General features: G+C 75.1%; 17 protein-coding genes. 13 read left to right on the forward strand and 4 right to left on the reverse strand.

What is annotated here, in order from left to right; translation table 11 throughout:
* The first annotated feature begins 747 nt into the window (after positions 1-747).
* The gene (locus ABZ449_RS36365) at positions 748-1701 is read left to right on the forward strand and encodes a hypothetical protein (protein WP_360354786.1); all 954 of its coding nucleotides are present in this window, start codon (positions 748-750) and stop codon (positions 1699-1701) included.
* A gap of 101 nt (positions 1702-1802) precedes the next feature.
* Here ABZ449_RS36365 and ABZ449_RS36370 read toward each other — a convergent pair whose 3' ends face one another.
* Entirely contained in the window at positions 1803-3173 is a 1371-nt protein-coding gene (locus tag ABZ449_RS36370) for a DUF1015 domain-containing protein (RefSeq protein WP_360354739.1), read from the reverse strand.
* 92 nt (positions 3174-3265) lie between these two features.
* On the opposite strand from ABZ449_RS36370, the gene ABZ449_RS36375 reads away from it, so the two are divergent.
* Positions 3266-3982, forward strand: a complete 717-nt coding sequence (locus ABZ449_RS36375; RefSeq protein WP_360354742.1) for a tetratricopeptide repeat protein — start codon at positions 3266-3268, stop codon at positions 3980-3982.
* A 110-nt stretch (positions 3983-4092) separates the two neighbouring features.
* A complete protein-coding gene (locus ABZ449_RS36380) occupies positions 4093-5130 on the forward strand; it encodes an HAD-IIA family hydrolase (protein WP_360354745.1) in 1038 nt (345 codons plus the stop codon).
* 113 nt (positions 5131-5243) lie between these two features.
* Here ABZ449_RS36380 and ABZ449_RS36385 read toward each other — a convergent pair whose 3' ends face one another.
* Positions 5244-5591 (reverse strand): SCP2 sterol-binding domain-containing protein, encoded by a 348-nt coding sequence (locus tag ABZ449_RS36385; RefSeq protein WP_360354747.1) that lies wholly within the window; start codon positions 5589-5591, stop codon positions 5244-5246.
* 179 nt (positions 5592-5770) lie between these two features.
* Here ABZ449_RS36385 and ABZ449_RS36390 point away from each other — a divergent pair, with 179 nt between their 5' ends.
* The 4 genes from ABZ449_RS36390 (at position 5771) to ABZ449_RS36405 (ending at position 8732) form a co-directional block, all read left to right on the forward strand.
* On the forward strand, positions 5771-6637 hold the full coding sequence (locus ABZ449_RS36390; RefSeq protein ID WP_360354750.1) for a hypothetical protein: 867 nt from the start codon (positions 5771-5773) through the stop codon (positions 6635-6637).
* Positions 6621-6890, forward strand: coding sequence for a hypothetical protein (locus tag ABZ449_RS36395; protein ID WP_360354753.1), 270 nt, complete (start codon positions 6621-6623; stop codon positions 6888-6890). The genes ABZ449_RS36390 and ABZ449_RS36395 overlap by 17 nt, the downstream gene beginning before the upstream one ends.
* Positions 6891-6926: 36 nt before the next feature.
* Complete coding sequence (locus tag ABZ449_RS36400) at positions 6927-7733, forward strand: TlyA family RNA methyltransferase (protein WP_360354788.1); 807 nt, start codon at positions 6927-6929, stop codon at positions 7731-7733.
* A gap of 93 nt (positions 7734-7826) precedes the next feature.
* A complete protein-coding gene (locus ABZ449_RS36405) occupies positions 7827-8732 on the forward strand; it encodes an NAD kinase (protein ID WP_360354755.1) in 906 nt (301 codons plus the stop codon).
* A 156-nt stretch (positions 8733-8888) separates the two neighbouring features.
* Here the strand turns inward: ABZ449_RS36405 and ABZ449_RS36410 are convergent, their stop codons facing one another.
* Entirely contained in the window at positions 8889-10388 is a 1500-nt protein-coding gene (locus ABZ449_RS36410; RefSeq protein WP_360354758.1) for a PLP-dependent aminotransferase family protein, read from the reverse strand.
* A 212-nt stretch (positions 10389-10600) separates the two neighbouring features.
* Between ABZ449_RS36410 and ABZ449_RS36415 the strand changes: the two genes are divergently transcribed.
* The 3 genes from ABZ449_RS36415 (at position 10601) to ABZ449_RS36425 (ending at position 14388) form a co-directional block, all read left to right on the forward strand.
* Positions 10601-11221 (forward strand): hypothetical protein, encoded by a 621-nt coding sequence (locus tag ABZ449_RS36415; RefSeq protein WP_360354790.1) that lies wholly within the window; start codon positions 10601-10603, stop codon positions 11219-11221.
* An 88-nt stretch (positions 11222-11309) separates the two neighbouring features.
* Complete coding sequence (gene recN / locus ABZ449_RS36420) at positions 11310-13043, forward strand: DNA repair protein RecN (protein ID WP_360354793.1); 1734 nt, start codon at positions 11310-11312, stop codon at positions 13041-13043.
* Between the two features lie 166 nt (positions 13044-13209).
* Positions 13210-14388 (forward strand): glycosyltransferase family 4 protein, encoded by a 1179-nt coding sequence (locus ABZ449_RS36425; RefSeq protein ID WP_360354760.1) that lies wholly within the window; start codon positions 13210-13212, stop codon positions 14386-14388.
* A 24-nt stretch (positions 14389-14412) separates the two neighbouring features.
* Here the strand turns inward: ABZ449_RS36425 and ABZ449_RS36430 are convergent, their stop codons facing one another.
* Positions 14413-16413, reverse strand: a complete 2001-nt coding sequence (locus ABZ449_RS36430; protein ID WP_360354762.1) for a glycoside hydrolase family 15 protein — start codon at positions 16411-16413, stop codon at positions 14413-14415.
* 719 nt (positions 16414-17132) lie between these two features.
* Between ABZ449_RS36430 and ABZ449_RS36435 the strand changes: the two genes are divergently transcribed.
* From ABZ449_RS36435 to ABZ449_RS36445, 3 genes are all read left to right on the forward strand, one after another.
* On the forward strand, positions 17133-18812 hold the full coding sequence (locus ABZ449_RS36435) for a CTP synthase (RefSeq protein WP_360354763.1): 1680 nt from the start codon (positions 17133-17135) through the stop codon (positions 18810-18812).
* 124 nt (positions 18813-18936) lie between these two features.
* Positions 18937-19584, forward strand: coding sequence for an NUDIX hydrolase (locus ABZ449_RS36440; RefSeq protein WP_360354766.1), 648 nt, complete (start codon positions 18937-18939; stop codon positions 19582-19584).
* Between the two features lie 276 nt (positions 19585-19860).
* The gene (locus ABZ449_RS36445; RefSeq protein WP_360354768.1) at positions 19861-22095 is read left to right on the forward strand and encodes an AAA family ATPase; all 2235 of its coding nucleotides are present in this window, start codon (positions 19861-19863) and stop codon (positions 22093-22095) included.
* Positions 22096-22326 lie beyond the last annotated feature (231 nt).

A 22326-nucleotide genomic window follows, 5' to 3' on the forward strand; every position in this document is an offset into this window, starting at 1 on the left:
CGCCCCTCCGGCGGTGGCTTCCGTCGGGACGACCGTCCGTCGGGTGGCTTCAACCGTGACCGTGACGACCGTGGTGGCGACCGCGGCGGCTTCCGCCGTGACGACCGCCCCTCCGGCGGTTTCAACCGTGACCGCGGCGACCGCCCCTCCGGCGGTGGCTTCCGTCGGGACGACCGTCCGTCGGGTGGCTTCAACCGTGACCGTGACGACCGTGGTGGCGACCGCGGCGGCTTCCGTCGCGACGACCGCCCCTCCGGCGGTTTCCGCCGGGATGACCGCCCCTCGGGCGGTTTCAACCGTGACCGTGACGACCGTGGTGGCGACCGCGGCGGCTTCCGCCGTGACGACCGCCCCTCCGGCGGTGGCTTCCGTCGGGACGACCGTCCGTCCGGCTTCCGCCGTGACGACCGTGACGAGCGTCCGCGTCGGGACGACCGCCCGTCGGGCGGCTACGGCCGTGACCGTGATGACCGTGGTGGCGACCGCGGCGGCTTCCGCCGTGACGACCGTCCGTCCGGCGGTTTCAACCGTGACCGCGGCGACCGCCCCTCCGGCGGCTTCAACCGTGACCGCGATGACCGTGGTGGCGACCGTGGCGGTTTCCGCCGTGACGACCGTGGTGGCGAGCGCGGTGGCTTCCGTCGCGACGACCGCCAGGGTGGCGGCTACCGCCGGGACCGTGACGACCGTGGTGGCGACCGTCGGGACTACGACGACCGCCGGGGCAACTACGAGCCCGTCAAGCGTCTGCCGATCCCGGAGGACGTCACCGGCTTCGAGCTGGACGCGGACGTGCGCCAGGAGCTCAAGAGCCTGCCCAAGACCCTCGCGGACGACGTCGCCCGCAACCTGGTGATGGTGGCCCGCCTGCTCGACGGCGAGCCGGAGGAGGCCTACCAGTACTCGCGCGTCGCGCTCCGGCTGGCTTCCCGCGTGGCGGCGGTCCGTGAGGCGGCCGGTTTCGCCTCGTACATGACGCAGCGGTACTCCGAGGCGCTGACCGAGTTCCGCGCCGCCCGTCGGATGACCGGCCGGGCGGACCTGTGGCCGGTGATGGCCGACTGCGAGCGCGGTCTGGGCCGCCCGGAGCGGGCGCTGGCGATGGCCGGCGAGCCCGAGGTGAAGCAGCTGGACAAGGCCGGCCAGGTCGAGATGCGCCTCGTGGCGGCCGGTGCCCGCAGCGACATGGAGCAGTTCGACGCCGCCGTGGTGACGCTGCAGAGCCCGGAGCTGGCCTCCAGCGCCGTGCAGCCGTGGACCGCGCGCCTGCGCTACGCCTACGCCGAGGCCCTGATCGCGGCCGGCCGGGCCGACGAGGCCCGTGACTGGTTCGCCAAGGCCGCCGAGGCCGACAGCGACGGCACCACCAACGCCTCGGAGCGGCTGGCCGAGATCGACGGCGTGGAGTTCACCGACACGCTCGACCCGGAGCTGGCCGAGGACGAGATCGAGTCGACCGAGGCCTCGGCGAAGAAGCGTGGCGGTGGCGACAACGCCGACGACCGCGTGATCTTCGAGGACGAGGAGGACGTCGAGGAGTTCTACGACGAGGACGACCTCGAGATCGACGAGGACTTCGACGGCGTCGTCCCCGAGCGCGCCCAGGACACTCGGGACGCCAAGGCCGACGACATCAAGGCCGAGGACGCCGAGGTCGACGCCGACGCCGACGCCGCCGACAAGGGCGCCGACAAGAGCTGAGCAGCTCCCCAGGCAACGCCGTGAGGCCCTGCCGTTCCCGGAACTCCGGGAACGGCAGGGCCTCACGGCGTTCCGGCCCGGTGGCCGGCCCGGCGGCGGTGTCAGCCCAGCGCGAGGTTGCGCAGCACCAGCCCGGTGGCCGGCTTCGGCCCGAAGGAGGTGGACTTGCGCGGCATGGTGACGCCCTGTTCGGCCAGCCGCCGCACCACCGACTCCCGGACGGGGTGCAGCAGCACGGCGGTACCGCCGGTGCGGGCGGCCTCCCGCTCGGCGACCACGGCGGTGTGCAGGTAGCCGATGTCGTCCGGGCCGTCGGGGACGTGCCAGGTGTGGTCCAGCAGGGTGGCGTGCAGGACGGTGGCGTCCAGGTGGCGCCACTCCTCGGGCCGGCCGTGCGGCACGGTGGCGTCGAGCAGGGCCTCCTCGGGCTCGCCGAGCAGCCAGTAGACGCCGTCGCCGCCGGTCAGGACGAAGCCGTTGCCGCCGTGCCGCTTCTGCTCGGCGAGGGCCTGGAGCGCGGCGGAGAGCGGTCCGGGGACCTCCTTGACCTTCCACTGGTCGCCGAGCCGCTCCAGCGCCTCGGCCACGGGCAGCCGGTACAGCACGCGGTGGATGGCGCGGACCCGCAGCGGGTAGCGGGCGGTGTCCACCAGGAGCACCATGCCGCGGTCCCAGGGGCTGCGGGGCAGGTGGCGGTGCTCGCGCTGGAGGCGCAGGTACATCTCCCAGCGGTGGTGGCCGTCGGCGATCAGCGCCCGGCAGGTGGCGAGGTCGCGGCTGATCTCGGCGATCTCGGCGGGGTCGGTGACCGCCCACAGGCGGTGGTGGGTGCCGTCGCTGGTGGCGGTGGAGAGCAGCGGCTCGCCCTCGGCCGTCCGTTCGATCACGCCGGAGGCGCCGCCGTTCCCCCGGTAGGTGAGCAGCAGCGGTTCCAGGTTGGCCCGGGTGGTGCGCATCAGGCCGACCCGGTCGGCGACCGGCCGCGGCATCACGTCCTCGTGCGGGAGCACCACGCCGCCCTCGCGGCCGCTCACCGCGAGGGCGCCGATCAGGCCGCGCTGGAGCAGTTCGGGGGAGTCGGCGGTGGCCGGCACCCGCTGCTCGTAGACGTAGAGCGCGGGCTCGGGGTCGGCGGCGAGGACGCCCTCGCGTTGCCAGGCGGCCAGGAGCCGGGCGGCGTGCCGGTAGCGGGTGTCGCGGTCGGGGCGGTCACCGGCGTCCTCGGGCTCGGGCCTGGGAAGGATCAGCCGGACCACGTTGTGCGGGTCGGCGGTCTCCAGGTCCAGCCGGCGGCCGGGGTCCACGACGTCGTACGGCGGGGACATCACCGCGGCCAGGGCGCCGACCCGGTCGGGGACGTAGCGCAGGCCGCGGAAGGGGGACAGGGACAGGCCGGCGGTGGCGACGTGCCCGGGATCGCCGGGGCCGCCCTCGGGAGTCTCGACTCCGTCTTCTGCACTGGGTGTGCTCATTCTGGGCATCGTAACCGGGTACGCGTTGTTGAGAGATCGGAATGCCCGCGCCGGGTCATGGGCCGGGTGTGCGACCGAGGGCGAGGTACGGCATGGACGACGGGCAGGAACGGGTGGACGGCGGCGGCCCGGTCGAGTCGGGCGGGCCGGTCGGTGCCGCCCGCGGGGACGCTCCGGCCGACGGCGTGCCGGACCGCGCACCGGGTGACGGGGAACCGGGCCGCGGCGCGAGGGCCGGCGACTCGCCGGGCGGTGGTTCGGGGGCCGGCGGGGTGCCGCGGCAGAGCCGTTCCGGGGAGCCCGCCGGGGACGTGTACGAGTGGTTCCGCCGGGGCGCCCAGCTGCTCGCGGAGGGGCATCCGGCGGCCGCCGAACAGCTGCTCGCCCGGGCGGTGGCGGCCGAGCCGCACTCGCGCAGCATCCGGGAGGCACTGGCGCGGGCCCAGTTCGACGCGGGCTCCTACGCGGCGGCGCTGGGGAACTTCCGTGCCGTGGCGCTGGCCGACCCGGCGGACGACTACGCTCAGTTCGGGTGGGGCGTCGCGGCGGCCCGGCTGGGGGATTTCGAGACCTCCGCCGAGCACCTGGCGCTGGCCGTGGCGATGCGGCCGGAGAACTCCCACTACCGGCAGGCGCTCCGGCAGACCCGGGCGACCCTGGCGGCCCGTGCCGGGGCGTACGGTCCGCTGTTGCCGGGAGCACCCGGGTACCTGGCGCCCTCGGCGGGCGCCGCGGACCCGGCCGGGGGACCGGCGGACGACGCCGGCGCGGGCAACGGCATCGGCAACGGTGCCGACGGCGGCGCCTGACCGGCCGGCGCGACGACCGTCCGCACGCCGTGACGAAGGCCGCGACGCACGAGGAAGTGCGGTGCGGACGACGCAGTGAACGACGACGCAGTGAATGAGGTAGCGCAGCCATGACCGAGACGGCCACCCCCGTGCGACGGACCGCCCCCGGCGGCAGCGAGCGGCCGCTGACCGACGCGTACGACACCGCGCTGCTGGACCTGGACGGCGTGGTCTACACGGGCGCGCACGCCGTCGAGCACGCGGTGGAGGCGCTGGACACCGCCCGCTCGGCCGGGATGCGGCTCGCCTACGTGACCAACAACGCCTCCCGCCCGCCGCGCGTGGTGGCCGAGCACCTGACCGAGCTGGGTGTCCCGGCCGAGCCGGCCGACGTGATCAACTCGGCCCAGGCCGCCGCCCGGCTGATCGCCGAGAAGGTGCCGGCCGGCTCGAAGGTGCTGGTCGTGGGCGGTCTCGGGCTGGAGGAGGCGCTGGCGGAGCTGGGGCTGGTCGCGGTCCGCTCGCTGGCCGACGGTCCGCTCGCGGTGGTCCAGGGCTTCGACCCCTCGGTGGGGTGGGCGGACCTGGCGGAGGCCTCGTACGCCGTGCAGAGCGGTCTGCCGTGGGTGGCGTCCAACCTGGACCTGACGGTGCCGAGGGCCCGCGGCATCGCACCCGGCAACGGCACCCTGGTGGCGGCGGTGCGGGCGGCGACCGGGGTGGAGCCGGAGGTGGCGGGCAAGCCGCTGCCGCCGATGCACCGGGAGACCGTGCTGCGCACCGGCGCGGAGCGTCCGCTGGTGGTCGGGGACCGGCTGGACACCGACATCGAGGGCGCGTTCAACGGCGGGGTGGACAGCCTGCTGGTGTTCACCGGGGTGACCACCCCGGAGCTGCTGCTGGCGGCCCCGGTCGAGCACCGGCCGACCTACCTGGCCGCCGACCTGCGCGGACTGCTCGTCCCCCACGCCGCGGTCGCGGCCGTGGACGGCGGCTTCGCGTGCGGCGGCTGGGTCGCGGGCGTGGAGGCCGGGGTGCTGCGGCTGTCCGGGGCGGGGGACCGCTGGGACGGTCTGCGGGCGCTGTGCGCGGCGGCGTGGACGCTGCTGGACGCGGGCGGCGCGCCGGTGGACGGCCGCAAGGCGCTGGCCGACCTGGGGTTCTGAGAGCGGGGGCGGCGGTCGACCCGGGGCCGCCCTCGGCCGCCCCGGGTTCGGCCGGGCGAGGGCGCGGACGGGGTTCGGCCGGGCGCGGACGGGGTCCGGGTCGGCGGGCCGGCTCAGAGCAGGGTTCGCAGCCGCAGCAGGTCTCGGAAGCCCGCCTCCAGCCTGACCCGGCCGCTCGCCCACGCGGAGGCGAAGTTGAGCCGCCCGCCGACCAGGGCGACCAGGTCGGCGCTGCTCATGGTGAGCCGGATCTCCGCCTTCCCGGCCGGGGCGCCGGGGGAGGCCACCACGTCCTGGATCCGGCCGTCGCGCAGCTGCCCGGTGAAGGTCAGGTCGAGGTCGGTGATCCGGCAGCTGAGCGAGCGGTCGAGGGCCGCGGCCTTGCGGACGTCGCCGGTGGACTTCGCCATGTTCCGGCTGAGCTGCTCCAGGGCCTCGCGGCACTCCTCGGCGTTCGCCATGGGCGGCGGTTCCCTCCCCGGTCGCTACGGTGCTGACTGCGGGCCACGGTACCTCAGGAGGGTTTTGGCGGTAGCGTCGTCCTTGGGGTGCCCGGAAACGGCCCGGGTACTGAGGGCGACGGAGCGACGCGCGTACGCGATTGGGAGGCACCCGGATGCTGCCGAGGACGGTTCGGGGAGTGGTGGAGACCGCCGCCGGGGTGGTCGAGGAGGTCGGCAAGCTGGTCGTCGGGACGGCGACCTCGATCCTGGAGAAGGCCGGCGTCGACGTCGCCGAGGTCGAGCGCCGGCTGGGCGGCCAGTTCCCGCCGTCGGTGGAGACCTTGCAGACCCTGGCGGGGGAGGCGGTCACCGCCGGGCGCGCCGGGGTGGACCTGGCGGTCGGCGTGGCGCGCAACGAGGCGGAGAAGGTCTTCGAGAAGGTCGGCGACCAGGTGACCAAGGTCGGCGTGGTGCTGGCGTACCTGGAGACCAAGCTGCGCGAGGTCGAGGAGGAGGCCCCGGCGACCGAGTCCGGGCCGGGGTCGTACGAGGCCGAGGAGCCGGTGCCGGCGCCGCGGGCCGGGGACCTGTTCGGGCGCGGCTGGGAGTTCGAGGAGGAGCGGTCGGCGGCCCCGGCGACAGGTGAGCCGATAGTCGCCGAGCGGGTCGAGGTGGACGAGCCGGTCGAGGTCGATCCGCCGGTTCCGCCCGTGTCCGTGGTCGCCCCCGTCCCGCCGGAGGAGCCTGCGGCGAGGAAGAGCGCCGCCAAGCGGAGCACGGCGAGCGGGAGCACGGCGAGCGGGAGCACGGCGAGCGGGAGCACGGCCGGGAAGGCACCGGCGAAGAAGAGCGCGGCCGGGAAGACGGCGGCGGGCAGGGCGGGGTCCAAGAAGGCCACCGCGAAGAAGACGACGACCGTCAGGAAGACCGCGACGGCCAGGAAGACCGCCACCGCCAAGCGGGCCGAAGCCCCGTCCGAGACCGCCGCGAAGCGCACCGCGACCAGGAAGACCACCGTCCGCAAGGCCACCAGCGCGAAGAAACCCGATGCCCGAGACGAGTGAACCGAACGAGGCCGTCGAGGCCGTCGAGGCCGTCCACCCGCCCGAGCCCGTCCGGGCCGCGGGTCCGTCGGAATCGGCCGCCCCCGCGGCGCCGCCGGGCGTCGAGCCGGCCCTCACCGGCCACCCCGGGGTGGACGCCGCCCTGGCCCGGCTGGAGGCTCTGGACGGGGTCCCGGCCGAGGCACACGTCGCGGTGTACGAAGATGTTCACCAGCGGCTCGTCGACACACTGGCCGCGCTCGACCAGGAATGACCCGCAGGATCCGTAGGAGCTGAAACACCAGTGGCAGTGGCACGACGCCGACTCGACGCGGAACTGGTCCGCCGCAAGCTGGCCCGATCGCGTGAGCACGCGTCCGAGCTGATCGCGGCCGGCCGGGTGACCGTCGGCGGCACCACAGCGACCAAGCCGGCCACCCAGGTGGAGACCTCGGCGGCGGTCGTGGTGGCCAAGGACGACAACGACCCCGACTACGTCTCGCGCGGAGGCCACAAGCTCGCCGGCGCGTTCGCGGCCTTCGTGCCGCAGGGCCTGGTGGTCGAGGGCCGCCGGGCGCTGGACGCGGGCGCCTCCACCGGGGGGTTCACCGACGTGCTGCTGCGGGCCGGGGCCGCGCACGTGCTGGCGGTCGACGTCGGCTACGGGCAGCTGGCCTGGTCGCTGCAGAGCGACGAGCGGGTCACCGTGATGGACCGCACCAATGTGCGCGAGCTGACCCCGGACCTGATCGGTGGCACCCTGGTCGACCTGGTGGTGGGCGACCTGTCGTTCATCTCGCTGGGCCTGGTGCTGCCGGCGCTCGCCTCCTGCGCGGCCGAGGACGCCGACCTGGTGCTGATGGTCAAGCCCCAGTTCGAGATCGGCAAGGAGCGGCTGGGCAGCGGCGGGGTGGTGCGCAGCCCGCAGCTGCGGGCCGAGATGGTGCGCCAGGTCGCCGGGCAGGCGTGGGCGCTCGGGCTGGGCGTGCGCGCGGTCACCGCGAGCCCCCTGCCGGGGCCGTCCGGCAACGTCGAGTACTTCCTCTGGCTGCGCCGGGACGCACCGGAGCTGGACCCCGCGGAGGCGGACCGGGCCGTGGCGGAGGGGCCCCGGTAGGGTGCCTTGCGAGCGTCCGGCCCGCCATGTCGTATGGCGCGGCCGTCCCCGGGCCAAGGGCGACCCGGCAGGCGTTAGGGAGAGGGCAGCGGCATGAGCGATGAAGAACGTACGGTCTTCCTGATCGCGCACACCGGCCGGGAAGCGGCGCTGCGCAGCGTCGAGGGCCTGGTGCACGGGCTGCTGAAGGCGGGTCTCCGGATCAGACTGCTGGAAGCCGAGGCGGTGGACCTGGACCTGCCGGAGGGCGTCGAGAAGGTGGCCGAGGGCCCCGGGGCGGCGGACGGCTGCGAGCTGATCCTGGTGGCCGGCGGGGACGGGACGCTGCTGCGCGGGGCGGAGCTGGCGCGCTCGCACGGGCTGCCGATGCTCGGGATCAACCTGGGCCGGGTGGGTTTCCTCGCCGAGGCCGAGCGGGACGACCTGGCCGTGGTGGTCGAGCGGGTGGTGGACGCCGACTACGAGGTCGAGGAGCGGATGACGATCGATGTCATCGTCCGCACCAACGGCGATGTGGTGCACGAGGACTGGGCGCTGAACGAGGCCTCGATCGAGAAGGCGGCGCGGGAGCGGATGCTGGAGGTGGTGACCGAGGTGGACGGCCGCCCGGTCTCCAACTTCGGCTGTGACGGCGTGGTGTGCGCGACGCCGACCGGGTCCACCGCGTACGCGTTCTCCGGCGGCGGTCCGGTGGTGTGGCCGGAGGTGGAGGCGCTGCTGATGGTGCCGATCTCCGCGCACGCGCTGTTCGCCCGCCCGCTGGTGACCTCGCCGGAGTCGGTGCTGGCGGTCGAGGTGCAGCCCAAGACCCCGCACGGGGTGCTCTGGTGCGACGGTCGGCGTTCGGTCGAACTGCCCGCCGGGGCGCGGGTGGAGGTCCGCCGGGGACGGACCCCGGTGCGACTGGCCAGGCTGCACCGGGCGCCGTTCACCGACCGGCTGGTGGCCAAGTTCGCGCTGCCGGTGACGGGTTGGCGCGGCCGGGCCGACCACCACTAGGGATTGTCGGACACGCCCTGGCGCCTTCCGGACACGACCGCGGGGGGCGGCACGGCAGCCGGCCCCGGTTCGTACGTGCCAAGGCCGGTGCGCGCCAAGGGCTTTCGCCTGCCCCGAGGTCGCGCACCGGCCGATCGCACCTGCACCGCCGGACCGTCAGACCGCCAACGGCTGGGCCTCCTCCGCCGGTTCGAGCCGCCCGCCGGCCGACGCGTGGGCGGCCAGGTCGGCGAGGCGCTCGACGGCGGCCGGGACGGTCGCGGCGGGCACGGTGACCGGCAGACGGATGTGGTGCTCGAAGGCGCCGTCCGAGCCGAAGCGGTTGCCCGAGGCGATCCGGACCCCGCCGCGCTCCCCGACCCGGGCCAGTGCGGCGCCGGACAGGCCGTCGGTGGAGACCCACAGCGAGAGCCCGCCGGTCGGCATGGTGAAGCTCCAGCCGGGCAGCCGTTCGGGCAGGGCGGCGGCGAAGGCCCGCGCGGTGGCCCGCAGCCGGGTCAGCTGGTGCTCCCGGACGTCGGGCAGCAGCTCGCCCAGCAGCTCGGCGGCGATCAGCTGGTCCAGCACCGGGGTGCCGACGTCGCTGTAGACCCGCTCGGCGGCCAGCCGGCGCACCAGTGCGGGCGCGGCCCGGACCCAGCCGATCCGCAGACCGCCCCAGAGCAGCTTGCCCGCCGATCCGACGGTCACCACCTGGGCGGAGCGGTCCAGCGCCGCCGTCGGTCGCGGCAGCGGCGTGGCGGGCGGGACGCCCCAGCCGAGTTCGGCGGTGGTCTCGTCCGCCAGCACGATGCTCCCGGCGGCCCGGGCGGCGGCCAGCAGTTCGCGGCGCTGCTCCTCGTCGATCAGCGCGCCGGTCGGGTTGTGGAAGTCCGGGATCACGTAGGCGACCTTGGGGCCGGCTCCGCGCAGCACCCGCCGCCACTCGTCGAGGTCCCAGGCGGGCTGCGGCGTCCAGGCGTACGGCACCGGGACCAGGCGCGCGCCGGACAGCCGCAGGGCCTGCAGGGTGTTCGCGTAGCTGGGTGCCTCGACGGCGACCCGGTCGCCGCGCCCGATCAGCGCCCGTTGGAGCAGGTGCAGGCCGCCCATGGCACCGGTGGTGATCAGGATCTGGTCGGGGGTGGTGGGCAGTCCGCGCTCGGTGAAGCGGCGGGCGACGGCCTCGCGCAGCACCGGGACGCCGGTGGGGTAGTGCCCGTGCCCGGTGGCGTAGTACGGCAGCTGTTCGACGGCCCGGGCGGCGGCCTGGCCGACCCAGGGCTGCGGGGCGGGCGGGGCGGCGACGCCGAGGTCCAGCATCCGGCCCTGCTCGTCCGGGGGGACGGGGTGCAGGGCCTCGCTGGGGGGCGGGGCGCCCTCGGGCAGGGCGGTCCAGCTGCCCGCACCGCGCCGGCTGCGCAGGTAGCCGTCGCCGCGCAGGGTCTCGTACGCGGTGGCGACGGTGGTGCGGCTCATCGTGAGGGCGGTGGCCAGCTCGCGTTCGGCGGGCAGCCGGGCGCCGACCGGCAGCCGGCCCTCGGTGACCAGCAGCCGGATCTGCCCGGCCAGGGTGCGGTAGGCGGGGCGGCGGGCGGCGGCCGGCTCGGGGAGGCGGGCGGTGGCGAGCAGCCGGGCCAGGGCGGGCGGGGTGACGGTGGTGTGCCAGTCGACCATGGCTGAATAAGTCCACTTGCTAGGAATTGGCCCTGGAGCGGGCCGCTTTGGACTGGCCATCATGGCAGGGCGGCCGTGTCGGCCGCCACCACCGGGCGTCCCGGTGGTGCAGCACCACCGCAGGAGCAGCCTTGGCCGCCGCGACCACACCCGCCTCGACCGCCGCCACCACCACACCCGCACCGACCACCGGGCGGCGCCTCGCCGTCCGGGTGTTCGGAGACACCCACGCCCTCGGCCGCCGGATACCGCAGCTGTTCGTCGGTCTCGTCCTGTACGGCGTGAGCATGGCGCTGATGCTCCGCTCCGGCCTCGGCCTCGATCCCTGGGACGTCCTGCACCAGGGCCTGCAGCGCACCGTCGGGCTGTCGGTCGGCGCCTGGGTGACGATCTGCGGCGCCCTCGTCCTGCTGCTCTGGGTCCCGCTGCGCCAGCGCCCGGGCCTCGGCACCGTCGCCAACGTCCTGGTGATCGGCGCGGCCATGGACCTCACCCTGCGGATCGTCGGCGGCCCCGGCGCCCTGCCCGCCCGGATCGCGCTGTCGGTCGGCGCGATCGCCCTCAACGGCCTGGCCACCGGCCTCTACATCGGCGCCCGGCTCGGCCCCGGCCCGCGCGACGGCCTGATGACCGGCCTGCACCGGCGCACCGGCCGCTCGCTGCGGCTGATCCGCACCGGCATCGAGGTGACGGTCCTCACCGCCGGAGTGCTGCTCGGCGGCACCGCCGGAGTCGGCACCGTCGCGTACGCGCTGGCCATCGGCCCGATGGCGCAGCTCTTCCTGCGCTGGTGCACCGTGCCGGCGGCCCCCCAGGACTCCCGGAACGGATGAACTTCGGGGCGCGGAGTTGCCGCGCGCCGTTGTCGCTCGTCGCGCGCCGGGGGCGGAACCTCGTAAGGTCGTCTCCGTGTTGGACGAGATGCGGATACGGGATCTTGGGGTCATCGACGACGCGGTGGTCGAACTCGCCCCCGGCTTCACCGCCGTGACCGGTGAGACCGGCGCCGGCAAGACCATGGTCGTGACCAGCCTGGGCCTGCTGCTCGGCGGACGCGCCGACCCGGGCCTGGTGCGCAACGGCACCGGACGCGCCGTCGTGGAGGGCCGGCTGGAGCTGCCCGCCGACTCCCCGGTGGCGGCCCGCGCGATCGAGGCCGGGGCCGAACTGGACGACGGCGCGCTGCTGATCAGCCGGACCGTCTCCGCCGAGGGCCGCTCCCGGGCGCACGTCGGCGGCCGGTCCGTCCCGGTCGGGCTGCTCGCCGAACTCGGCGAGGACCTGATCGCCGTGCACGGCCAGACCGACCAGCAGCGCCTGCTGCGCCCGGCCCGCCAGCGCGGCGCGCTGGACCGCTACGCGGGCGCCTCGGTGGCCGAGCCGCTGGCCCGCTACCGGGAGACCTACCGCGCCCTGCGGGAGGTCTCCGCGACCCTGGAGGAGCTGACCACCCGGGCCCGCGAGCGCGCCCAGGAGGCCGACCTGCTGCGCTTCGGCCTGGACGAGATCGCCGCCGCCGAGCCGGTGGCAGGGGAGGACGCGGAGCTGGCCGCCGAGGCCGAGCGGCTCGGCCACGCCGACGCGCTGTCCTCCGCCGCGACCCTCGCCCACGCCGCCCTGGCCGGCGACCCGGTCGACCCGGAGGCGCTGGACGCGGGCACCCTGCTCGCCCAGTCCCGCCGGGCCCTGGACGCCGTGCGCCACCACGACGAGCGGCTGGCCGCCCTGGCCGACCGCCTCAACGAGGTCGGCTACCTGCTCGCCGACGTGGCCGGCGACCTGGCCGGCTACGCGGACGACCTGGACGCCGACCCGGTGCGCCTGTCCGCCGTCGAGGACCGCCGGGCCGTGCTGGCCCAGCTGCTGCGCAAGTACGGCGGCGAGGAGAACTCGCTCGCCGAGGTGATCGCCTGGGCCGAGGCCGGGGCGGTGCGGCTCGCCGAACTCGACGGCGACGACGACCGGATCGACGAGCTCGGCGCCCGGGAGACCGAGCTGCGGGCCGAACTGGCCGAGTTGGCCGCAGAGGTCTCGCAGGCCCGGCACGCCGCGGCCGGTCGCTTCGCCGAGGCGGTCTCCGCCGAACTCGCCGAACTGGCCATGCCGCACGCCCGGGTGACCTTCTCGATCAGCCAGGTCGACGACCTGGCCGGGATCGAGGTGGGCGGGCGCACCGTCGCCTACGGTGCGCACGGCGTGGACGAGGTGGAGGTGCTGCTCGCCCCGCACCCGGGCGCCCAGCCGCGCCCGATCGCCAAGGGCGCCTCCGGCGGCGAGCTGTCCCGCGTGATGCTCGCCGTCGAGGTGGTCTTCGCGGGCGCCGACCCCGTCCCCACCTACCTGTTCGACGAGGTGGACGCGGGCGTCGGCGGCAAGGCCGCGGTCGAGATCGGCCGCCGGCTGGCCAAGCTGGCCGAGTCCGCCCAGGTCGTGGTGGTCACCCACCTCCCGCAGGTCGCCGCGTTCGCCGACCGGCACCTGGTGGTGGTGAAGACCAACGACGGCACCGTGACCCGCAGCGGCGTCAAGGTGCTGAACGACGAGGAGCGGGTGCGCGAACTCTCCCGGATGCTGGCCGGCCTGGAGGACTCGGAGCTGGGCCGCGCCCACGCCGAGGAACTGCTGGCCGCCGCGCGGGCTCCGCGCCGCCGGTAGTCGGGGCCGGCGGCCCCTCGGACGTCGGCGACGCGCCCCGGGTGGCGCCGACTGTCCAAGAGGGCCGCCGACCTGGCATGGTGGCGGCTGGACACTGGCTTCCCAGCCCCGAGCGCCGCCGGGCGGGCAATCCTCGCGAAGCGGCGCGCGAAACTGATCGAGTCGGATGCGAGACGACGTGGACCATTCCGCCGCCCGGGCCACCGCGGCCGTCCCCGAACCGGGGCAGCTGCACGTGGTACTCGTCCTGGCCGCCAGCACCGGCGGCATCGGTGCGCACGTGCGCTCCCTGGCCCAGGGCCTGGTCGCGCACGGGGTGAACGTCACGGTCTGCGCGCCGACCGGCACGGACGCGCTGTTCGGCTTCTCCCGCACGGGTGCCAGGCTCCACACCGTCGAGATCACCCCCACCGCCGGCGCCCGCAGCGACGCCACCGCGATCGGCGAGCTGCGCCGGGCCTTCACCGGCGCCGACGTGGTGCACGCCCACGGGCTGCGCGCCGGGCTGCTGTCCGACCTGGCGCTGCGCACCGCCGGCCGCTTCCCCGGCCTGCGCCCGGAGACCCCGCTGGTGGTCACCTCGCACCACGCGCTGCTGGCCACCGGCATGGAACGCCGGCTGCAGCGGCTGATGGAGCGCCGGGTGGCCCGCGCCGCCGACCTGGTCCTCGGCGCCTCCTCCGACCTGGTCGCCCGGGCCCGCGAACTGGGCGCCACCGACGCCCGGCTGGGCCCGGTGGCCGCCCCGCCGATGCCCGAGGGGCGGCTCGCCCGCACCGGGGCGCGCACCGCGCTGCTCGGCACGGACCCGGACCGTCCGCTGGTGCTGGCGGTCGGCCGGCTCGTCCCGCAGAAGGCGTTCGGGCTGCTGCTGGACGCCACCCGGGAGCTGTCCGCGCTGGACCCGGAGCCGCTGGTGCTGCTCGCCGGGGACGGCCCGGAGGCGGGCGTGCTGCGCGAGCGGGCGGCCGCGGAGAAGCTGCCGGTGCGGCTGCTCGGCTACCGCACCGACGTGCCGGACCTGCTGGCCGCCGCCGACGTGGTGGTGATCTCCAGTCGCTGGGAGGCCCGTTCGCTGGTGGTGCAGGAGGCGATGCGGGCCGGCGTGCCGGTCGTCGCCACCGCCGTCGGCGGCATCCCCGAACTGGTCGGCGACGCCGCCGTGCTGGTGCCCCCGGGCGACCCGGCGGCGCTCGGCCAGGCGGTGCGCGCCCTGCTGGCCGACCCGGCCCGCCGCGAGCAGCTGGTGGCGGCCGGCCGGCAGCAGGCCGAGACCTGGCCGGACGAGGCCGCCACCGTCGCCCAGGTACTCAGCACCTACGACGAGCTGGTGCAGCGCGGGTGACCTCCGGCCGCCGCGGAGCACCGGTCAGACGGTGGCCCGCTCGACGCGGTCGGCGGCCGAGCCGTCCGGCTGTGCGGACAGGTACGCGGCGCCGCAGGCCGTCAGCCGCAGGGCGGTGTCGATCAGCGGGACGTGACTGAAGGCCTGCGGGAAGTTGCCGACCTGGCGCTTGAGCCGCGGGTCCCACTCCTCGGCGAGCAGGCCCAGGTCGTTGCGCAGCGCCAGCAGCCGGTCGAACAGCTCACGGGCCTCCTGCACCCGGCCGATCATGGCGAGGTCGTCGGCCAGCCAGAACGAGCAGGCCAGGAAGGCGCCCTCGTGGCCGGAGAGGCCGTCGACGTTGTTGCCGCTCTCGTCGTGGGTCGGGTAGCGCAGCACGAAGCCGTCCTCGGTGGACAGTTCGCGCTGGATCGCCTCGATCGTGCCGATCACCCGCTTGTCGTCCGGGGGCAGGAAGCCGACCTGGGGGATCAGCAGCAGCGAGGCGTCCAGTTCCCTGCCGCCGTAGTACTGGGTGAAGGTGTTGCGCTCCGGGTCGTAGCCCTTCTCGCAGACGTCCGCGTGGATCTGCGCGCGCAGGTCGCGCCAGCGCTCCAGGTGGGTGTCGGACGGGGCGTCCTCGGGGGTCTGCTCCAGCAGCTTGATGGTCCGGTCGACGGCGACCCAGGCCATCACCTTGGAGTGGACGAAGTGCCGGCGCGGGCCGCGGACCTCCCAGATGCCCTCGTCCGGCTCCTGCCAGTGCTCCTCCAGGTACTCGATCAGGCGCAGCTGGAGGTGGAGGGCGTGGTCGTTGCGGACCAGGCCGGTCATGTGGGCCAGGTGCAGGGCCTCGACGACCTCGCCGTAGACGTCGAGCTGGAGCTGTCCGGCGGCGCCGTTGCCGACCCGGACGGGCTGGGAGCCCTCGTAGCCGGGCAGCCAGTCCAGCGAGGACTCGGTGAGCTCGCGCTCGCCGGCGATGCCGTACATGATCTGGAGGTTCTCCGGGTCGCCCGCCACCGCGCGCAGCAGCCACTCGCGCCAGGCGCGGGCCTCCTCGCGGTAGCCGGTGCGCAGCAGGGAGGAGAGGGTGATCGCGGCGTCGCGCAGCCAGGTGTAGCGGTAGTCCCAGTTGCGCTCGCCGCCGATGTCCTCGGGCAGCGAGGTGGTGGGGGCGGCGACGATGCCGCCGGTGGGGGCGTAGGTGAGGCCCTTGAGGGTGATCAGGGAGCGGATCACGGCCTCGCGGTAGGGGCCCTGGTAGGTGCACTGGTCGGCCCACTCGTGCCAGAAGTCGGCGGTGGCGTCGAGCATCCCCTCGGCGTCCGGGGGCCTGGGCGGGTCGAGGTGGGAGGCCTGCCAGGTGAGGGCGAAGGCGATCCGCTCGCCGGCGGTGACGGTGAAGTCGGCGTAGGTGGTGAGGTCGCGACCGTAGGTCTCCGCCTCGCCGTCCAGCCAGACCGAGTCGGGACCGGCCACGGCGACGGTGCGGTGGCCGCCGTCGGCCTGTTCGACGCGGTGCACCCAGGGCACGATCCGGCCGTAGGAGAAACGCATCCGCACCGCCGAGCGCATCCGTACGGTGCCCGCGACGCCTTCGACGATCCGGATCACCTGGGGGACGGCGTCCTTGCCGGCCAGCGGGCGCGGCGGCATGAAGTCGATCACCCGGACGGTGCCGCCCTGGGTGTCCCACTCCTGCTCCAGGATCAGCGAGTCGCCCCGGTAGCGGCGGCGGTCGGCGGGCATGGCGGGGGCGGCGGCGGTGGGCGGGGGCACCCGCAGGTCGGCGGTGTCGGCGATGCGGGCCCGGCCCTCGGTGGCGGGGGGCGTGGTGGCGGCCGGAGCGGGAACCTCGGTCAGGACGGCCTCGGCCGGGCCGATCCGCCAGAAGCCGTGTTCATCGGTGCCGAGCAGGCCGGCGAACACGGCCGGCGAGTCGAAGCGGGGGAGGCAGAGCCAGTCCACCGCCCCGTCCCTGCTGACCAGGGCAGCGGTCTGCATGTCCCCGATGAGTGCGTAGTCCTCGATACGGCCGGCCACGTGGATCTCCAGTTCGCAATGTGGTCAGGGCATCGGCGAGCGGAGGGAGCGAGCGGTCTGCGGGGCCGGAGGTCCACCCCGGGACGTCCGGCCCGCCGGGGGTGGTGGCAGGCCCTGCTGGAGTGTCCGCGGGGCTCGGTCGAGCCCCTGGAGGTGGGTGGGGACGGGCTGAAATGCGGGGAGGTCCGGTCGCGCATCGGGGACCGGGAGTGTCCTGACCTCCCACGCCCTCCGCGTGCTCGTGCTGTCGGCGATGCGTCCGAGCAGCTTACGACGGACGAAAGGGGCGAAGCACGCGGGCGCAGCCCGGAGTGGCGCCGCAATTCGGCGGAAATGCCGTGCATCGCGAGGGCGTGGCGCAGGATGGTCCGGAAGGATCACCTCCGCCTGGTCCGGCCGGAGGAGCCGCCATGGTCCGGGCGGATGCCGCGCTCTGGCCCGGTCCGGCGGGTCGTGCGACCGGTGTGACGCGTGCGCCGTGTGATGCGCCGGTGGTGCGCCCCGCGCGCGCCCCTGATGCGGCGCGCGCGGCCCGGAACGGCGTCGGGGCCAGGTCACTGTTACCCTGGTATCCCGTGGACCGGCGGGATCAAACGCCCCGGACCAGCCGAACCGACGACCCAACGAGCGCCGCGCACCTAGCCGGCCTCCCGTCGCCCGGCGAACCCCGAGCCTCCCGCCCACGTCACCTTCGACACGCGACCCACGGGAGCCCCCTCTTGGCACAGCCCCATTCCGGCAAGGCAGCGAACGGCCGCGCCGTGACGACCAAGCACCTCTTCGTCACCGGGGGTGTCGCCTCTTCTCTCGGAAAGGGGCTCACCGCCTCCAGCCTCGGCGCGTTGCTCAAGGCCCGCGGCCTGCGCGTGACGATGCAGAAGCTCGACCCGTACCTCAACGTGGACCCGGGCACCATGAACCCGTTCCAGCACGGTGAGGTGTTCGTCACCGACGACGGCGCCGAGACCGACCTGGACATCGGCCACTACGAGCGGTTCCTGGACACCAACCTCCACGGCTCGGCGAACGTCACCACCGGCCAGGTGTACTCGACCGTCATCGCCAAGGAGCGCCGCGGCGAGTACCTGGGCGACACCGTCCAGGTCATCCCGCACATCACCAACGAGATCAAGTCCCGGATCCGCCGGATGGCGACCGAGGACGTCGACGTGGTGATCACCGAGGTCGGCGGCACCGTCGGCGACATCGAGTCGCTGCCGTTCCTGGAGGCCGTCCGCCAGGTCCGCCACGAGGTCGGCCGGGACAACGTGTTCTTCGTGCACGTCTCCCTGCTGCCGTACATCGGCCCCTCGGGCGAGCTGAAGACCAAGCCCACCCAGCACTCCGTCGCCGCGCTGCGCAACATCGGCATCCAGCCCGACGCGATCGTGCTGCGCGCCGACCGCGAGGTCCCGCAGGCGATCAAGCGCAAGATCTCGATGATGTGCGACGTGGACGAGGAGGCCGTGGTCGCGGCCATCGACGCCAAGTCGATCTACGACATCCCCAAGGTGCTGCACGGCGAGGGCCTGGACGCCTACGTGGTGCGCCGCCTGGACCTGCCGTTCCGCGACGTCGACTGGACCACCTGGGACGACCTGCTGCGCCGCGTCCACGAGCCGCAGCACATCGTCAAGGTCGCCCTGGTCGGCAAGTACATCGACCTGCCGGACGCCTACCTGTCGGTGACCGAGGCGCTGCGCGCCGGCGGTTTCGCCAACAACGCCCGGGTCGAGATCAAGTGGGTCACCTCGGACGACTGCGAGACCCCCGAGGGCGCCCAGGCGCAGCTCGGCGACGTCGACGCGATCTGCATCCCCGGCGGCTTCGGTGACCGCGGCGTCAACGGCAAGGTCGGCGCGATCACCTTCGCCCGCGAGAACAAGGTGCCGCTGCTGGGCCTGTGCCTGGGCCTGCAGTGCGTCGTCATCGAGGCGGCCCGCAACCTGGCCGGTCTGCCGGAGGCCAACTCCACCGAGTTCGACGCGGCCGCCAAGCACCCGGTCATCTCCACGATGGCCGAGCAGCTGGCCATCGTCGACGGCAAGGGCGACCTGGGCGGCACCATGCGCCTGGGCCTGTACCCGGCCAAGCTCGCCGAGGGCTCGATCGTCCGCGAGGTCTACGGCGGCGAGCAGTACGTCGAGGAGCGCCACCGTCACCGCTACGAGGTCAACAACGCCTACCGCGCGGACCTGGAGAAGACCGGCCTGGTGTTCTCGGGCCTCTCGCCCAAGGGCGACCTGGTCGAGTACGTCGAGTACCCGCGCGAGGTGCACCCCTACCTGGTGGCCACCCAGGCCCACCCGGAGCTGAAGTCCCGCCCGACCCGCCCGCACCCGCTGTTCGCGGGCCTGGTCAAGGCGGCCATCGAGATCAAGACCGCGGCCTCCGAGTAATCCTCGGTCAGCCCGGTCGGCTGTCGTGGTCGACAGCGGTCGTTCACCGGACGGCGGCCCCGCGATTCCCGCGGGGCCGCCGTTCGGCGTTAGATTGTGTCGTACTGACGAAAAGGGGAGAGCGATGGACGAGCAGGGCCGCCAGGGCATCTTCGACATGGCCGAGGAGTGGGAGGTCCGGGAGAGCGGGACCCCGTTCCAGGGCAAGGTCACCGGGGTGCGCAGCGAGGAGGTCCGGATGCCCGACGGCAGCTGGGCGCGCCGTGACTACCAGACCCACCCCGGCTCGGTCTCGGTGCTCGCCCTGGACGACGAACAGCGGGTGCTGGTGCTGCGCCAGTACCGCCACCCGGTGCGTCAGCGGCTGTGGGAGCTGCCGGCCGGCCTGCTCGACGTGCCCGGCGAGAACCCGTGGCACGCCGCGCGGCGCGAGCTGTACGAGGAGGCCCACTGCAAGGCCGGTACCTGGCGGATCCTCGCCGACTACTACACCTCCCCGGGCGGCACCGACGAGGCGCTGCGGATGTTCCTGGCCACCGACCTGGCGCCGGCCGAGGGCGAGCGCTTCGCGGCCGAGGGCGAGGAGCAGGAGATCGAGGTCGCCCGGGTGCCGGTGCCGGAGCTGATCCGGCTGATCCAGGCCGGGAAGCTGCACAACCCGACCCTGGTCACCGGCGCCCTCGCGGTGCACGCCGCGCTCACCGGCCCGGAGGGGCTGGACGCGCTGCGCCCGGCGGACTCGCCCTGGCCGGCCCGGCCCTTCGAGGTCTGAGGCGGCGCTTCCGGACAGGAGCCGGCGGTTCCGGGCAGGAGACGGCGCTTCCGGACAGGAGGAGGCCGGTCGGGGGACAGCCGGCCGCCCGCGTTGAGTCGTTGGGGTGATTTGCCGATTCGTACGACCGGATGTCACCTCTGCTGAGCCGGACGGTCGAACTACGCTTCGCAGACAGGGCGCCCGTCCCGGGCCGCCTCCGCTGAGTTCCGGAGGCTGGGCACCGGAAGCCGAGCGTCGGATGCCGAGCGCGGGATGACGTCGGGAGTGGCACGGGTGGCGAGGAAGACGGCGACGATGGACCCCGGCCCCGGCGCGCCCGCCGGGGCCGTTCCGGGCCTTGAGCGGCTGCCCGCCGCGCCCGCGCTGTTCGTCGGGCGGCGCGCCGAACTGGCCGCGCTGCGGGCGGCCGCCGCCCGCCCGGCGAGCGGGCGCTGCCCGGTGCTGGTGCTGGCCGGCCGCCCCGGCTCCGGCCGGACGGTGCTGGCGGCCCGCTTCGCCCGTACCGTCGCCGCCGACTACCCGGACGGCGTGCTGTTCGTCCGGCTGTCCGCCCCGGACGGGGGCCGGGTGCCGCCGGCCCGGGCCGCCCGGCTGCTGCTGGAACAGCTCGACCCGCGGACCGCCGTGCCGCTGCCCGGCGCGGGCGAGGACGGGCGGGACGAGCCCGGCTGCGTGGCGCTGCGCGAGGCGCTCGCCGGGCTGCGGGTGCTGCTCGTGCTGGACGACGTCCGGGACGCCGGGCAGGTGTGGCCGCTGCTGGCCGACGAGCCCGGCTGCCTGGTGCTCGCCACCACGGCCGGGCCGCTCACCGGGATCGAGGACATCGACCCGGTGATCCTCGGCGGGCTGGACCGGCAGGCCTCCGGCGAACTGCTGGCCGACCTGGTCGGCGGCACCCGGATCTCCTGCGACCCGGTCGGCGGCGCCGACCTGGCCGAGGCCTGCGCCTCCCGGCCGGCCGCGCTGCGGCTGATGGCGGGGTGGCTGCGCGGGAACCCGAAGATCGCGGTCACCGAGGCGGCGCGCGAGCTCAACCGGGTGGTGGGGGAGGGGACGACGGTCGCGGCGGCTCCTGCGGAGCCCGCGGCGGGCGCCGTGCCGAAGGACAAGGACAAGGAGAAGGAGAAGCAGGGGGAGAAGCAGCAGGAGCCGGACCGGGCGCCGAGGAAGGGGGACGGGGCGGGGAGGCCCGCACCAGGGAAGCCTGTCCTGGGGAAGCCTGTCCTGGGGAAGCCCGTCCCGGGGAAGGCGGCACAGGGGAAGCCCGTCCCGGGGAAGGCGGCGGCGCAGGGCCGGATCGGTGAGTCCACGGCCGGTGCCGGTGCGCCTGGTACTCCCGGTGCCCCCGTTGCTCCCGGTGCCGCTGCCGTGGTGACCGAGACGGCCGGTGATCCTGCGGGCTGGGTGAAGCCCGGCCCGGAACCGGCCGAGCCGGTGCCCGTCCCGGACAACGACCCGCTGCTCGGCGCGTTCACCCTGCTGTACCGAGGGCTGCCGGCCGCCCAGGCCCGGATGCTGCGCGCCCTCACCCTGGCCCCGGCGCAGACCACCGACCCGCGCACCGCCTCGGCGCTGGTCGGCTGCCCGGTGCCGGACGCGGCCGCGACGCTGGCCGCGCTCGCCGAGCAGGAGCTGCTCGGGGAGGAGGCGCCGGCCGCCGACGGGACCCCGCGCTACCGGGTGCCCGGGCGGCTCTACCCCCGGCTGGTCCGGCTGCGCGAGCAGGAGGACCGGCCCACCGAGACCGAGCTCGCCCGGGCCCGGCTGCTGGAGCGGCTGGTCCGGCTGACCGAGTCGGCCCGCGCGCTGCTCGACCCGGCGGCCGGCCCCGGACCGGAACCGCTGCCCGCCCCGCTGCGGCTGCGCTCGGCCGCGCACGCCCGCGACTGGCTGCTCGGCGAGCGGGAACTGCTGCTCGGCGCGGTGGCCGACGCGATCGGTCAGGGCGACCTGGACGGTTCGGCCGGGCGGCTGGTCACCGCGCTGCTGCGCACGCTGCCGCTGACCGGGGCCGCCGCCCCCACCGACCTCTACCGGCTGCACCAGCTGGTGCTGACCGTCGCCGAGCGCAACGGTCGGCCCCGCCGCGCCTCGGCCGCGCTGCTCAACCTGGGCGACCTCCAGGCCTCGGCGGGCCGCTGGGAGCCGGCCGCCGTCCACTACCGGGCCGCGCTGGAGCACGCCCGCCGGGCCGACGACGAACCGCTCTGCGCCCGGGCCCTGGAGAGCGCCGCCAACTGCCACCGGGCGCTGGGCGACGCGGTGCGGGCCGCCGACTGGTACGGGCGGGCGCTCGGCCTGCGGCAGGCCCTCGGGGACCACGCGGCCGAGGCCCGGTTGCTGGCCCGGGTGGCCGAGGCGCACACCGCGCAGCGCCGCTTCGACGAGGCCGACCGGGAGTACCGGGCCGCGCTCGCGGTACTGCGCCGGCTGGGCGACGAGCGGGGCCGGGAGACGGTGGGAGCGGCCCTCGCGGACCTGCGGGAACGCGTGGACGCCGGGTGGTGACGGCCCCTTCGGGGGTATTGTCGAAGATGTCCGGGTTGGGCGTCTTTGGCGGATAAGTCGCAGGGGAAGCCTACGAACCTGCCAATGCGTGCGGGGAAATTATTCACTTTGGAAGGCTGACACGCCGACTGGGCTTCATTACACTCGGACTCAGTCGCGCAGCGATCCCGCCCCGGGCTGCCCCGGAGGCTTCCCCACGTGCGCGTCGCCCACCGGTCTTCTCCGGTCGGG

This window comes from Kitasatospora sp. NPDC005856, from assembly GCF_040629945.1.
Classification (GTDB): Bacteria; Actinomycetota; Actinomycetes; order Streptomycetales; family Streptomycetaceae; genus Kitasatospora.

Coding starts and splice junctions, on each gene's coding strand:
- ABZ449_RS36370 (WP_360354739.1), bottom strand. CDS start 3,173: ATGAGCACACCCAGTGCAGAAGACGGAGTCGAGACTCCCGAGGGCGGC.
- ABZ449_RS36410 (WP_360354758.1), bottom strand. CDS start 10,388: ATGGTCGACTGGCACACCACCGTCACCCCGCCCGCCCTGGCCCGGCTG.
- ABZ449_RS36385 (WP_360354747.1), bottom strand. CDS start 5,591: ATGGCGAACGCCGAGGAGTGCCGCGAGGCCCTGGAGCAGCTCAGCCGG.
- ABZ449_RS36395 (WP_360354753.1), top strand. CDS start 6,621: ATGCCCGAGACGAGTGAACCGAACGAGGCCGTCGAGGCCGTCGAGGCC.
- ABZ449_RS36440 (WP_360354766.1), top strand. CDS start 18,937: ATGGACGAGCAGGGCCGCCAGGGCATCTTCGACATGGCCGAGGAGTGG.
- ABZ449_RS36375 (WP_360354742.1), top strand. CDS start 3,266: ATGGACGACGGGCAGGAACGGGTGGACGGCGGCGGCCCGGTCGAGTCG.
- ABZ449_RS36405 (WP_360354755.1), top strand. CDS start 7,827: ATGAGCGATGAAGAACGTACGGTCTTCCTGATCGCGCACACCGGCCGG.
- recN (WP_360354793.1), top strand. CDS start 11,310: ATGCGGATACGGGATCTTGGGGTCATCGACGACGCGGTGGTCGAACTC.
- ABZ449_RS36425 (WP_360354760.1), top strand. CDS start 13,210: ATGCGAGACGACGTGGACCATTCCGCCGCCCGGGCCACCGCGGCCGTC.
- ABZ449_RS36380 (WP_360354745.1), top strand. CDS start 4,093: ATGACCGAGACGGCCACCCCCGTGCGACGGACCGCCCCCGGCGGCAGC.